This is a genomic window from Lacibacter cauensis (genome assembly GCF_007830055.1).
GTDB classification, from domain to species: domain Bacteria; phylum Bacteroidota; class Bacteroidia; order Chitinophagales; family Chitinophagaceae; genus Lacibacter; species Lacibacter cauensis.
In genome coordinates this window covers 649540-663852 of the sequence record NZ_VLLE01000003.1, presented here as the reverse complement: position 1 = coordinate 663852, position 14313 = coordinate 649540, and the positions used below count along the sequence as shown (strand labels likewise).

Genomic DNA, 14313 nt, shown 5'->3' with positions numbered 1-14313 from the left:
ATTACGCCTCTGTGGCATTTACGGAAACTTCCGCAGCACTTTGTACCGCAGCCAAATTTCCAGTAACAGCAGCGCCACTATTGCGAAAGCAAGCGGATAAAACTCTTCGGAGTAACGGGCAAACTGGCTTGTTTCAATTTTCGATTTTTCCAGCTGATCAATATCGGAATAAATTTTACTGAGTGTTTCGTTATCCTTTGCCCGGAAATAATTACCACCAGTTTCGTTGGCAATTTCAGTCAACAGCTTTTCATCAATGTTTACTTTCTCCATTGTACGCACTACACCACCTGCAGTTTGTTGTGGTAATGCAGCATAACCTTCTGTACCCATGCCAATGGTGTACACTTTTACCTGGTAGGCTTTCGCAATTTCTTTGGCTGTACTTGGTGGTATCAATCCGCCATTGTTTTCACCATCGGTTAACAGGATAACAACTTTGCTTTTCGATTCACTATCTTTTAACCGTTCAACACTTGTAGCTAATCCAGAACCAATAGCTGTACCATCCTGCAAAATACCACTGCGTACAGCATAGATCTGGCTCTTTAATGCTGCATAGTCCGTTGTTGGCGGACATTGTGTAAACGACTCACCTGAAAAAATAACCAGTCCGATACGATCTGTTTTACGTGCATCCACAAAATCGTTTGCTACTTTCTTCATTGCTTCCAACCGGTTCGGGCTAAAATCTTCGGCCAGCATACTGCCGCTTACATCCATGCAAAGAATAATATCGATCCCTTCACCTTCAACACGCTCTTCGCTGCTGCGTGTTTGTGGCCGGGCAATTGCAATAATGAGTAATGCCAGCGAGAGCAAACGCAAAATAAACGGCATGTGCCGGAGGATATTTTTTGTTGTACCCGTACTACGGTAAATGCTGAGTGTAGATACGGTTACTGATGAGCTGGCTTTCCGATTCGTAAGGATATACCAAACAATCAGTACCGGCAGCAACAACAGCAACCATAAAAGGTAAGGATAAGCAAATACAATATGTTGATACCATTCACTAAGCATCCGGATTCAATTCTTTTTCTGTTTGTTTGACTGTTGTTTCAAGACTTTCCAACACCTGCATGCATTCAGTTGCAGCGGCTGCAAATTTTGCAAACTTCACAGCATCACTTAAACGCAATGCTTGTGTAAGCGTAATCACCCGATCGTTAATGAGATGAGGCTTTACCGCAAGCACAAATTCATCGGTAGTAAGTTTCGTACAAGGTACACGCAGCTTTCGTTCGTAATAGCGTTTAACAGCATGCGATAGATCGGAGAAATGCCGTTTCTGATCGAGCTGTGTGTGCCAGTCTTCTTTCTTTAACTGTGCAATTTTTTTCAGCACATCTTCTAATGCTGTACCCGGCGATTCATCGATAACATCGGTTACTTTCTTTTGCTTCCAGTTGCGGAACAGGATTATCAACAGTATTAAACTAATAAGGCCAACTGCAGCAACGATCAAACCAATAAACCATTGCCCGGCATTTACTTCTACAATCGGTTTAATATCGTTCATCAGCTGATTGCCGGTTGTATCGTATTCAATCAATATTTCCTTAGGCGAAAACTTTAACAGCTGTGGCTGCCCGTTTACATTAGATGGAACAAGCGCTGCAATATTTTCAACAGCCCACAATCCACTGTCGAAACTGGTAAGGGTTATTTTTCGTGTTAATACATTACTGCTGTCGATACTGATTATTTCAAAATGCGGAATGCTGTCGGGCAGTTGCCATTGAATAGCTGCAGAAGAACTGATGGCTTTTAATTCGAACCGCATGGTGAACGGTTCACCGATCAAAATTTTTTCTTTGTTACCCGATACTACGCCTGTTACCTGTGCCTGCGTACACAGCAGAAGCATCAAACAAAAAAATAAAATGGTAATGCGTTGAATCATCTGCTGCGGTTAATAAAAAATTTCTGTAACACTTTTACATAATCATCTCCTGCACGCATATGCAACAGATCGGCGCCTGCACGGCGAAACACATCTTTTACATAATCGTTATGCTTGTGAAAATCTTTTTCATATTCATAACGCACCAGCGCACTCGATGTATCAATCCATCGTTGCTCGGCGTTTTCAGCATCGGCTACCTGTAACAATCCGGCATCGGGTAAACGCATATCCAGCTGGTCGTAAATTTTAATGCCGATCACATCGTGTTTGCCTGCTGCAACACGCAAAGCATCTTCATAACCTTTACCCAAAAAATCGCTGATGAGAAAACAAATGCTCTTACGTCTGCACACATTATTGAACATGCGGAATGCATCTGCATAATTTGTTCTGCTCGATGCAGCATCGTTGCTCAGCATTTCACGCACAATATATAACGTATGTTGCTTTGCTTTTTTGGGCGCAATAAAACGCTGCACTTTATCGCCAAACAAAATGGCCCCTACTTTATCGTTATTGTTAACTGCCGAAAATGCAAGTACTGCCGCCAACTCTGTTATCAGGTCTTTTTTACGTTGCAGATGTGTACCAAAGCTGATGCTTGCACTGTTATCAATTAACAGAAACACCATTTGCTCCCGTTCTTCTTCAAACACTTTGCTGTATGGATGTGCATAGCGTGCACTCACATTCCAGTCGATGAAACGGATATCATCGCCGGGCTGGTACTCACGCACTTCTTTATAGCTCATACCCTGCCCTTTGAATGCCGAATGGTATTCGCCGGTGAACATGTGATTGGTAAGTCGCTTGCTTTTAATTTCAAGCGAACGTACCTTCTTTAATATTTCTTCGGTAGTTAACAAGTTTGTTACGGGTTATGCGTTGAACGTTACAGGTTACGGCACCTTTACCACATTCAATACCTGGTTAATAATTTCTTCTACCGAAATATTTTCTGCTTCGGCTTCGTAGGTTAAACCAATACGATGGCGCAACACGTCGGCTGCAATCGACCGTACATCTTCGGGTAATACATAACCACGTTTATGAATAAATGCAACCGACTTCGATGCCAATGCCATATTAATGGATGCACGTGGCGAACCGCCATAAGAGATGAGTGGTTTGAGATTACTTAAACCAACCTGTTCTGGCTTGCGTGTTGCAAATACAATATCAAGAATATAGTTTTCAATCTTCTCATCCATGTAAATGGTGCGTGCAAGATCTCTTGCTTCTGTTACTTCACGAATGGAAACCACAGGATTAATCGTTGGCGAAACAAGCTGTTGTGTGTTTTGCCGGATAATCAATTGCTCTTCTTCTTTCTTTGGATAATCAATGACCACCTTCAACATAAAACGATCCTGTTGTGCCTCAGGTAACGGGTATGTACCTTCCTGCTCCAACGGATTCTGTGTTGCCAAAACCAAAAACGGTTCGTCCAGTTTGTACGTATTCTCACCAATGGTTACCTGGCGCTCCTGCATAGCTTCGAGCAAAGCACTCTGCACTTTTGCCGGGGCACGGTTAATTTCATCGGCCAACACAAAATTGGCAAAGATGGGTCCCTTGCGGACGAAAAACTCATTCTTCTGTTGGTTATAAATCATGGTGCCGATAACATCGGCGGGCAACATATCGGGTGTAAACTGTATGCGGCTGAACTTTGCATTAATGGCCTGCGACAACGATTTAATGGTGAGTGTTTTTGCAAGGCCCGGCACACCTTCCAGTAAAATATGGCCATTACCGAGTAACCCAACCAACAGGCGATCTACCATATACGTTTGTCCTACCAGCACTTTTCCAACTTCTGCACGAAGTCGGTCGAGAAAACTGCCGGCATATTGAATTTTATCGTTCAGTACCTTGATGTCTTCTGCGGTTTTTAACATGTAATCTTGGTTTTTTGGTGAAAATACAACGCATCTTATTCTTTTCCTGTAGGCTGTATTAAAATTAACCTCCATAAACGCAAAAAAAAGGCCGAACTTTTTGAAGCGCTGTACTTTTTCAGGAATTGTAAAACATTGCGTACTTCTACCAACGGAAACTTGCGGCAGTTGCCGAACAATTATCTTTGCGGCCTATGGACGCAGCGAATGATTTATTTGTAAGGTGGATGCACCTTGAACAAAAACTGGTAGAACGCTTTGGTAAAAAGCCCGATTTAGAATCGATTTTATTTTTAATTGGTGTACAGGAGTTCGGGCAATTAAAAGATAAATTCAGCAAAGAGCAGAAGCAGGATCTGATGCATGTGGCTGTTTGCGCACTTTTATCACAGAGCGGTTATTTTAAGTTAGACCGATTTGATGATGATGGATGGCCGCACTTTGAGCAGCTGAAAGCCATGCCCAATATGACCATGCGTGAACAGGAAGATTTTTTGAAAGATCATGTATTGCTTTATTTTGAACAAAACGGATTGTAAGATGAAATATGTTGTGCTGCTGCTTTGCGTAATGCTTGCACTAACTGCAGATGCCCGTAACCGTAAGGTAAAGATTGTTACCAGCAAAGGAACCATCGTAGTAAAACTGAGCGACAAAACGCCATTGCACCGCAACAACTTTGTAAAACTGGTAAAGCAGAAGTATTACAATGGTATTCTGTTCCACCGGGTAATCAAAGAATTTATGATCCAGGCGGGCGATGATTCCACAAAAAATCCGGTGCCGGGCAAACGTTACGGCAGTGGTGGACTTTCGTATAAAATTCCCGCAGAATTCGACAGTTCCTTATTTCATAAACGTGGTGTACTGGCTGCGGCCAGGGATAACAACCCCGAAAAAGCCAGCAGCGGCAGCCACTTTTACATTGTGCAGGGTAAAAAGTTTACCGACAGTACCTTGAATGAAGTAGAAGTAAAACGGATGGGTGGCCGTAAAATACCTGAACGCTACCGGGCGGTGTACAAAAGCATTGGCGGAGCTCCCCACCTCGATCAGAATTACACGGTATTTGGCGAAGTGGTAAAAGGCATGCAGGTAGTGGATACGATTGCGCAAATGGAACGGGACCAGTACGACCGGCCAAAAGAAGATGTACGCATCATCCGGATGAAACTGAAGCGGAAATTTTTATTTTTCTGATTGCAGGAAAACAATCAATTTAGCAGCGCTTAAAAACAAATACAATATGAATTTTCCAGAGAATCTCCGTTACACAAAAGATCACGAATGGATCAGCTTAGAAGGTAATGTTGCAACAATTGGTATTACTGATTTTGCACAAAGAGAATTAGGCGATATTGTGTATGTAGACATTAACACAGTTGGCAAGGCATTAAATGCTGAGGAAGTATTTGGTACGGTAGAAGCTGTGAAAACCGTAAGTGATTTGTTTTTACCTGTTGCCGGTACCATTACCGAAGTAAACAGTGCACTCAACGATGCGCCTGAAGCTGTAAATACAGATCCTTATGGAGCTGGCTGGATGGTAAAAGTTACTGTAAATAACCCTGCCGACGTAGAGCAATTACTGGATGCAGCAGCGTACAGTGCTTTGGTTGCGTAATGAAATTGAAGCTTCAACAATATCTTTCTACAAAATGGCCGGCCATTCTTTGGTCGGTCATTGTTTTTATACTGCTAATTATTCCTCCTTTGGCAATTGGTGACGAAAAGAAAATCGAGATTGTAAACCTCGACAAGGTCATTCACTTTTTTCTGTTTGGCATCATTGCAGGTTTGTGGACGTATTACATCAAACAAAAGCAAAACAGCTTTTTGAACTACCTGCTTATTTTACTCTGTACCATTGTTTATGGTATTACTACAGAATATGTGCAGGATTGGGTAGGCCGGGATTTTGATGTATGGGATATGGTAGCCGATGCTGCAGGCACTATCGTATTTGCAAGCTGGATTTGGTATAAAAAGAAGACCCCGGTAGAAACCGGGGTCGAAACCAAAACTAACTGCTTATGAGAAAAATTTAAATTCAGATTTGTTACACAAAGTTCGCACTATCTACAACTTCAAACTGCTACTACCTTGTTAATGTTTTCTAAAGCCTTTTTGTTTTAAAAAACGGGCCCTGGTAGAAACCAGGGGCCGTAACCAAAACTAACTGCTTATGAGAAAATTGACTGCTTTAAAGAACTTTCATATTTAAGACGCTAAATGCATTCCAAAGTTTACAGTTCGATTGTTAAAATATCCTAAAAGCATTTTTGCTGTCTCTATACCATCTATTTCTAAAACCATGCCAATACAAAAAAGTGGTTGTTGCAACCTCGTTAATTAGCTAAAAAGCCCCTTTACCATATCCATTACTCCGCCGGCGCCCGACTGTTGCGAAGCTCCGCCTTTCACCATTGTAATCACATCGTTCAAATCTGTATCGCCATCACCATCTTTATCGAAACCGCCCTGTGTTACCCGACCCAGCAAACCCTGTAAATCAATCCCATTGGTGCTGCCGCCGGTTAAAGAGCTGAAAATTCCCTGTAAGTCAATACTGTTATCGGTTGGATCGTTTGTTTTAGAAATAAAGTTGTTCAACACACCTGGCAAGAGGTTGCTTACAATACTGCCCGCCTGTCCCTGATTAAGATTGAATTTTTCCATCAATGAAGAAACAGCATTGCCCGAAAGTTGCCCTGCCAATGGATTGGCCTCGATTTCACCTCCCTGGCCACCCAGTAATTTCAATACATCTTTAAACTGGCCTCCCGCAAGTGCCTGCTGCAAACCTCCGGTAATACTGCTGGTTACATCAGCAACGGCTTCCTCATTGCGTTCATTTGGAATATCGGGATTGTCGAAAATTACCGGACCAGCCTGTTGTTTTACAAGATTTAATAATTGATCAAACATGATGATTGTATATTTTACCTATCAAGTTACTGTAAAACATTCCGGGATGCAAGCAATACAGTTGAAATAATTATTATATAAGCCGGCTTAAAATAACAAAGCCCGGCTTCAACTACCGGGCTTTGTTTATAACTATGTGTTGGTTACTTATCGAACTTTAGCAGCGATTACAGATGCATCGTCCTGTGTGGTTTTGCAACTGGTGGTAGGGCCAATCCACCATTTACCAATTGGCTGATTATAGGATACACCCATAATTGGAGCCTCACCATTACCGCCCGGATTATACTCGGCCAGCCAGTTGCAGTTTGCATCGTACAAGCTTTGGTGGTACAGCCCGATGGTATGGCCACCTTCGTGTGAAGAGGCTTCCCATACATTTTTTTGGCTATAGCCTAATGCCTTTGAAAATACAAAACCTGGTATTTCAAGACCCCATGTCCAAGAATCGATGTAAGCAACACCGCCCGCTGCACCATACCATTCGTGGTACTGTGTAATAATAATGCGTTGTCTTCTGTTTGCCGCAGCAGCAAAATAAGCAGCTGAGTCTGTAGTAACTTTAATATTGGTGAATGCGGCATAATCGTTGGTAACTTCTGCCAAAATATTTGCAATTTCTGTACTTGTAAAGCCGGAGGGAGTTGCATAAAAAGGCACACCACCGTTCCAATAAGGACTGCTTACTGTCTGTCCATCAAAATCGAGATATAACAACCAGGAAGAGCTGGTAACTGTTGGTGTTGTAACAATGGAGGTTGATGTTTCGCAAGCATCTCCAATACCATCTTTATCACTATCGGCCTGGTCTGGATTGTAAGTAGATTTACAATTGTCTACATTATCAGGAATACCGTCTTTATCTACGTCTTTTCCTCTGCCTGCAATAAAATTATCAGCAAACAATTCGCCACGGCGAATGCTGTTGTAGTTTCCTTTAAGAAAATCGCAGGTTTCTTTTTTCTTTGAAGCGATAGCTTGAGCGGGAGTAAGAGCCTGTTGCTCAGTAAGGGTTGAATTTTCTTTTTGGCATGCAGCGAGGATTAATACGCTGGCATAAACAATCAACTTTTTCATAGTGATTGGATTTGGTTTTTAAGATATTGGAAATTGATTTCAGTAACTGCTACCTACATGTTGAGTAAGTCGCTGCTGTTCTTGCTAAACATTTTGTTTGTCTTCTTGTAAACGAAAAACATACCAAATGTTTACTTGCCATTTTTTATGGCCAAAACAGCTAACAAATTGCCGCCTGCAAGTAAGAGCTACAGATCAGATTAAGTCACGTCAACTATGTATCTGATTCTGGTACAAAGTAACGGTGCTCTTCCTGTGCGGAAAATAGAATAAGTAGTGAACCTGATGTAGTTAGAAGTTGATACCCGTGCACAATTCCACTTACTGGAGTGTAAGCTTTTCTGCGTTCTCGGCAAACTGTAAAGCATCTATTAATTCTTCGATTTCACCATTAAGTACGGCATCGAGATTATAGAGCGTAAGACCAATACGATGATCGGTTACACGGCCTTGCGGATAGTTGTATGTTCTGATTTTGGCGCTTCTGTCGCCGGTACTCACCAAACTTTTTCGTTGGCGGGCTATTTCTTCTTCTTGCTTACGCACCTGCTCTTCGTAAAGACGTGTTCGCAGCATTTGCATGGCTTTTTCACGGTTGGCCAGCTGTGTACGTTCGGTCTGGCATATGACTACTGTACCTGTTGGAACGTGTGTAAGCATAACTTTCGTTTCAACCTTGTTTACGTTTTGTCCACCGGCACCACCGCTTCGGGCAGTTTCCATTTTCACATCACTGTCCCGTAATTCAAAATCAATTTCTTCGGCTTCGGGCATTACAGCTACTGTTGCGGCACTGGTATGCACACGACCACTTGTTTCGGTAGCAGGTACACGTTGTACACGGTGTACACCACTTTCAAATTTCAAAATACCATATACATCATCGCCCGTAACTTCCAGCTGCACCTCCTTGTAGCCACCTACCGTTCCTTCGCTTTCGCTGAGTATAGCAGTTTTCCAGCCACGGCGTTCGCAGTATTTGATATACATCCGTAACAGGTCGCCTGCAAATAAACTCGCTTCATCGCCACCCGTACCTGCACGTATTTCAAGAATAGCATTCTTATCGTCCTGCGGATCTTTGGGAATCAATAACTGACGGATATACTTCTCTATTTCAGTTTGCCTTTCTTCCAAAACGGGTAGCTCTTCTTTTGCCAGTTCTCTCAACTCTTCATCGCTGCCGTTCAATGCCTCCTTATAGCTCTGCACATCGCTGAGTATAGAGAGATATTCTTTCCTTGCCTGCACAATTTTTTCCAGACTACGGTACTCTTTACTCAAGGCAGAAAACTGCTTATTATTGGCAACTATTTCGGGGTTGGTGAGTGCTACACCAACTTCATCAAACCTTGCCTGTATTGCTTCTAACTTATCTAACATAATAATCTGCTCCTGAAAGGAAATGCTTTCGTCTTAAATTTGAGCGGCAAATTTAAATGAAATCGGCATGCAATACAGGAAATTCAGGGCAGATAAGTTGTTTGATGGATACACACTGCGAAAAACAGACGATACCCTTATTGTGGATGCCAGAGGGAAAGTAATTGACATTGTTGCTGCCGCCGATGCGGGTGATGATGTTGAAACATTTTCAGGTATTCTTTCGCCCGGTTTCATCAATTGCCATTGCCACCTGGAGCTGAGCCACCTTAAAAATATCATTCCACCACATACCGGGCTTGTTGATTTTCTATGTTCGGTTGTTACAAAGCGTGGGTTTGAACAGGAGCTGATAAAGGAAGAGATCCGCAAAGCCGAACAGGAAATGTTTGAAAACGGTATTGTTGCTGTGGGCGATATTGGCAACACCGCCGATACTGCTGCAGTAAAACGAAACAGCAAAATCCGCTGGCACAATTTTGTGGAAGTGCTGGGGTTTACTGACGAAAAAGCTGTGAGTAATGTACAGCAGTATACACGTGTGGCAGAACAATTAAAAGCCGATCATCGCACTTCACTTGTGCCGCATGCGCCCTACAGTATTTCACCACGTACATTTCAACTCATCAACGAAGCAACAGCTAATCAAATTATTTCCATCCACAACCAGGAAACTGCAGCGGAGGATGAATTGTATAAAACGGGCCAAGGCGATTTTCTGCGTTTGTTTAATCTGTTTGGTTTTACTGGTTCGCCCTTTCCTGTAACCGGTAAAAGCAGCATCCGTTCGTACCTGCCATACTTCAACAATGGCCAAACAGTTTTTCTCATTCATAACAGCTTTATGCCGGAAGAAGATATTATTTGGGCGAATGCATATGCAGCAGCAAATGGATTACAGCTTGTTTACTGCTTTTGTATTAATGCCAACCTCTATATTGAAAACAAAGTGCCGGCTGTTACTTTGTTTCAGCAACAACATTGCAACGTGGTACTGGGCACCGACAGCTACAGCAGTAACTGGCAACTGAGTATTACTAAGGAAATACAAGCATTACTGCAGCACACTACTGTTACAAAAGAACAGGCGTTGCAAATGGCTACACTTAATGGCGCAAAGGCAATGCAATGGCAAAACGATCTAGGAAGTTTTGAAAAAAATAAACAGCCGGGCATTGTACTTATTAAGCACGACTTCGGTTCTTCGAAGAGACTACTTTAAAAAGCAAAAGCATTCCCGCTGGAATGCTTTTGCTTTACTATAACTTAGTTTTTTACTCGTACATCGACTCTACATCAACCAACGATTTCTTTTCGTTTCTGTAAAAATCGACACCGCTTGTACGGCTTGTAATTAATATCCGCTTCAACAACTTTTGCAATTGCGCTTCTTCCGGCTCATCGGCTTCCAACGCTGTTTTTGTAAACTGTGTAAACTCATAGTCATTGTTGCGGTTAATCCTGTAACGGTTGTAATACTTCCACATCTTGTCGTTTTCAAATTCAATTTCCGTATCTGCCTCCGGCACTAAGCCAACCGTTGCAATTTTCCACTGCACATCATCTTTCTTCATTTTATACCGGAAGAAATAGATGTACCCCTTTTTATCTTTTAGGGTCATTGCATAACGTTTTATAAACGATATGGTGTCTGGTTTCTCATTGTCATTTGCCCAGAGCAGTTTACCCATTGCAAGATCTTTATGATTGCGGTATTTCACCGGAAATAACTTTTCCATGTTCCACCCTTTCAGATCTTTTAAAAGACGGTAACGATATTCATCTTTTGAGGCAAAGAAGCGGAGCAGCGTATCGGGCACCTGCTGTTTGTTTTTTAACAGCACTTCCATCACATCGTACTTAAGCTGCTTGCTTTCCGATTGTAACAGTTGCGTAACAAACGCCTGTACAGACTGGCTTTTTGTAATAGAAGGAATCAACAACCTGCTGTATAAAATAAGATCACTGTTTGTTTCGTCTTCTTCATCGAAGCCTGTTGTTACTACAATATCTTCATCATCATTCGCCTCCTCCTTATTCTTAGTAGCTTCTGCTTTTTGTATTGATTGTTTCTTTTCTGCAATTACTTGTTTCCGCCACAAGTGTTTTGCTTCCAGTAAAAACTTATCGAAGTACATCTGGTAATCTGCTGCAGTAATCACACTGTCTTCCACCATATCTGCCAGCAGTTCCATCATCTCATCTTTGTAATCTTCGAGGTTTACCAACGGAAGCAGATCGGGCAGTATTGCTTTTACCAGCAACAACGTATCGCTCATATTATCTAGAAACTCATCATCACTATCGTCATCTTCACCATAGGGAAGTTCTGAAGCTAAGCCATAAATGCCGGAAGCATATCGCCTGTAATCATAATCGTCATTATTTTTTTCAATAATCGGCGGCTCAGCTTTTACAATATCTCTGAAGAGTTTATACGAAGTTGCGGTTTGTTGCCGTAACAACGCTTCCAAAGCAACATACTGTAGTTGAATGGTATCGCCGGCAGCAAAATATAAATCGTGCAGGTACTGCGAAGATGCAACGGTTTTAATACTTGCCAACCGCTTCATTAATGCACGCTTGGTATCGAGATAATTTTTTTCTTTCCAGTTAACTTGCTCAATTGCATTTTTCAATTGAGGAAAATCTGAAGAATCCAATACAATAGATGAAATATATTTTTTTGCCCGTTTATGCAGCACTGTATCGGCAGACTGAAAATCGCTGAATAAATAACCTGATTTCTTCGCCATGATATCAAAACCCTTCAATGTAGAATCCGGTGTAAACGTTTCGAAAAATCTGCTAATAAACGGACTTGGTTTTGTAAGTGTATCACGCAGGGTTTGTATGGTAAACACCATGCCATCTTTCAAAAACGATTTAACATGTACCATGCGACTGCTGCCTTTATCGCCTAGGTAGGTTTCCCACACATTCATTTTATTGGGCAGAACGGTCTTTTGTTGCCAGCGTACAATTCTGCTTGTATCATGATACTCATTGTCGGTAAGACTTGCACTGTCTTTTACATAGGTGTAAAAAGGCATTTTGTAAAAACTCACTTCAATACGTTCGCCGGTAGTATCGTTTTGTATAATTTTTGTTTCGTTGATGGTTTTGTAAATAAACTCTTCTTTAGCATCTTCCTCATTACTCAGTTTATCATAAATGCCTGCCAATTCCTTTAAATCTGTTTTTCGTTTTGGCACAGGATAAAAAGGTGTGTTTACAGTATAGTAAAGTGTTGTATCTTTTTGAACAGCATCATTACCATAAACAAACGGTTGCAGTTCAAAACTGTTGATGAACTGCTCCATTGCAGGATTTTCTTTTGCTGCATGCACAATTACGGCATAATAATGCGCCCCCTGCAAAATAAATCGGGCCATAAATATTTTGCCATCTTTATCTCTGAAACGGGTATGTAGAGCAGGATATCCTTTGTGCTTTATTTGTTTGCGCTCAAGCTGCTTATCAATAAATGCAGATGCTTTAAAGCTTTCTTCAGCAAGGCTTAAATCAAACGTGTCTTCATCGCTCTTTGTGTAATTGTGCAAAGAAGTTGCCACAACACGATAATGATTTACATCATCAACTGCATCGTATACACGATTTTCTTTTATTGTAAAGTAGGGCTCGTGCGGAAATGCAACTGCAAAACCACCACTTGCAGGTGTAAATAATTTACCGGTAATTTTTTGCTCTTTGTAATTTTTAAGTTGAATGCTGCTGAAAAATTCTTTTCCTTCTGTACTGTTGCTTACATAATTACCAATACCACTCATTTTAAAAATGAGTACTTCGTAAGGTGTAACAAAAATATTGTAGCGTTGCACATCGCCTCGACGGGTTCGGTTTACAATATCATATCCCTGGTACCCACTTCTGCTGATGGTTTCTTTCGACAGAATTTTTCCCGGTATACTTTCGTACAACAAACTGTCAATCACTTCCATTACACGTGCATCTTTTTGCCCCCACATTAATGCATTGGTTGTAATTTTTGTTACCATGTAATAACTTCCATTACTAACATCGGCATGTTGTACCTGGTTAAAGAACGGATGATTGGTTGAAAAAAAAGCACCCGGCGCCTGCAACTGGTAGGTGCCCTCTTCTGCAATAATTTTTTGCATGGCAACCGGCACCGTTATTTTATCAACTGCATCTTTTTCCTGGTTGCTGCGTCCCGCCATTTTAACCGGGCGAACAATATACCCTTTGCTACGCAACAGTTCTATTACTCCTCTTGTGCCGGGCAAATGTGCTGCACCAACTCCTGCAAAAACAGAAGCTCCAGCTTTAATAATCGAATCAATTGAGTTGGCTTGAATTTCATTACGGCGATAAAGAAATTTTTCATCGAACAACTCCGACTGTGAGTTGTAGCGATTAATGCTGTCAAGCAAATCGAGATTACCTGTGCGGTAAGCTTCTTCCAGTTTGTCGAATGAGTACTCACTATTGTAATTATCGTAGCTGCGCTGCTTTTTATTTTTATCCTTTGCAGCGTCTTTTACTGCTTCAATCATCAGCTGCATACTTTCATCGAAATTTTCCAGACCGGCTGTTTTTTTACCATACTTTCTTCCACACTGGTAAATAAACATGTCGAGAAAAGTATCTTCTTCAAAGTCGGATGTTTTACCACCGTATGTTCTGTACAACAGATTGTTGATCACAGAAGGATTACTTGCGAGTGCATATTTAATGAGCTCCTCGTACTTGTGCACTTTAAAGGTGTTGATGGACAAATGATCGCCGCCACGGTTGCGGTTTCGTATAAAGCTCATCGGATCTAAATCGTATTTATCCATATCCTGCTGCCAGTAAGCCATATCGTTTTCAAGGGCTACAACCTGTACATTTTTAATACCCATGTAAAACGAATCGGGCAGGTTGTACACCAGCTTGCTGCTTACGTGCATGGTGCCAAACAAATAAGAAGGCTTTGTTGATCCTTTCTTTGTTATTTCCCAAAACAAACTTGGATACTTCGATGGCTTTTTATTAACCTGGCCAAAAGATGAGCTGCAAACAATGAGGAAGATCAGGAGGGCAAAGGGTTTGAATTTCATACGTTCTAAAGTGTGGTTTCGTATAGTTGTT

At 41.6% G+C, this 14313-nt stretch carries 13 protein-coding genes; 5 read left to right on the top strand and 8 right to left on the bottom strand.

All coding sequences use genetic code 11. From position 1 onward, the window contains the following. Positions 1-18 precede the first annotated feature (18 nt). The 4 genes from IQ13_RS08130 to IQ13_RS08115 are packed head-to-tail and all read right to left on the bottom strand — an operon-like array spanning position 19 to position 3810. Complete coding sequence (locus IQ13_RS08130; protein ID WP_199758213.1) at positions 19-1023, bottom strand: vWA domain-containing protein; 1005 nt, start codon at positions 1021-1023, stop codon at positions 19-21. Continuing rightward, positions 1016-1906 (bottom strand): hypothetical protein, encoded by an 891-nt coding sequence (locus IQ13_RS08125; RefSeq protein WP_144885788.1) that lies wholly within the window; start codon positions 1904-1906, stop codon positions 1016-1018. Before IQ13_RS08125 ends, IQ13_RS08130 begins: the two co-directional genes overlap by 8 nt. Then, a complete protein-coding gene (locus IQ13_RS08120; protein ID WP_242009499.1) occupies positions 1903-2775 on the bottom strand; it encodes a DUF58 domain-containing protein in 873 nt (290 codons plus the stop codon). Before IQ13_RS08120 ends, IQ13_RS08125 begins: the two co-directional genes overlap by 4 nt. A gap of 33 nt (positions 2776-2808) precedes the next feature. Next, positions 2809-3810 carry an AAA family ATPase gene (locus tag IQ13_RS08115; RefSeq protein WP_144885786.1) on the bottom strand — a complete coding sequence of 334 codons (1002 nt, stop codon included), beginning with the start codon at positions 3808-3810 and terminating at the stop codon, positions 2809-2811. Between the two features lie 194 nt (positions 3811-4004). Here IQ13_RS08115 and IQ13_RS08110 point away from each other — a divergent pair, with 194 nt between their 5' ends. From IQ13_RS08110 to IQ13_RS08095, 4 genes are read left to right on the top strand one after another with little or no spacing between them, the layout of a single operon-like run. After that, the gene (locus IQ13_RS08110) at positions 4005-4349 is read left to right on the top strand and encodes a hypothetical protein (RefSeq protein WP_144885785.1); all 345 of its coding nucleotides are present in this window, start codon (positions 4005-4007) and stop codon (positions 4347-4349) included. 1 nt (position 4350) lies between these two features. Then, entirely contained in the window at positions 4351-5010 is a 660-nt protein-coding gene (locus IQ13_RS08105; protein WP_144885783.1) for a peptidylprolyl isomerase, read from the top strand. Between the two features lie 46 nt (positions 5011-5056). Continuing rightward, the gene (gene gcvH, locus IQ13_RS08100; protein WP_144885781.1) at positions 5057-5434 is read left to right on the top strand and encodes a glycine cleavage system protein GcvH; all 378 of its coding nucleotides are present in this window, start codon (positions 5057-5059) and stop codon (positions 5432-5434) included. Beyond that, positions 5434-5847: a VanZ family protein gene (locus tag IQ13_RS08095; protein WP_144885778.1), complete on the top strand. Its 414-nt coding sequence runs from the start codon at positions 5434-5436 to the stop codon at positions 5845-5847. The genes gcvH and IQ13_RS08095 overlap by 1 nt, the downstream gene beginning before the upstream one ends. 315 nt (positions 5848-6162) lie before the next feature. Here the strand turns inward: IQ13_RS08095 and IQ13_RS08090 are convergent, their stop codons facing one another. The 3 genes from IQ13_RS08090 to prfA all read right to left on the bottom strand — a co-directional run bounded on the left by IQ13_RS08090 (position 6163) and on the right by prfA (position 9198). Continuing rightward, positions 6163-6738 (bottom strand): DUF937 domain-containing protein, encoded by a 576-nt coding sequence (locus tag IQ13_RS08090; RefSeq protein ID WP_144885776.1) that lies wholly within the window; start codon positions 6736-6738, stop codon positions 6163-6165. Between the two features lie 147 nt (positions 6739-6885). Continuing rightward, positions 6886-7815, bottom strand: coding sequence for a thrombospondin type 3 repeat-containing protein (locus tag IQ13_RS08085; protein ID WP_144885774.1), 930 nt, complete (start codon positions 7813-7815; stop codon positions 6886-6888). Positions 7816-8136: 321 nt separating this feature from the next. Next, a complete protein-coding gene (prfA, locus tag IQ13_RS08080; RefSeq protein WP_144885773.1) occupies positions 8137-9198 on the bottom strand; it encodes a peptide chain release factor 1 in 1062 nt (353 codons plus the stop codon). Between the two features lie 67 nt (positions 9199-9265). Here prfA and IQ13_RS08075 point away from each other — a divergent pair, with 67 nt between their 5' ends. Continuing rightward, positions 9266-10420, top strand: a complete 1155-nt coding sequence (locus IQ13_RS08075) for an amidohydrolase family protein (RefSeq protein ID WP_144885771.1) — start codon at positions 9266-9268, stop codon at positions 10418-10420. Positions 10421-10472: 52 nt separating this feature from the next. Here IQ13_RS08075 and IQ13_RS08070 read toward each other — a convergent pair whose 3' ends face one another. Then, on the bottom strand, positions 10473-14282 hold the full coding sequence (locus IQ13_RS08070; RefSeq protein WP_144885769.1) for a TraB/GumN family protein: 3810 nt from the start codon (positions 14280-14282) through the stop codon (positions 10473-10475). Between the last annotated feature and the right edge of the window lie 31 nt (positions 14283-14313).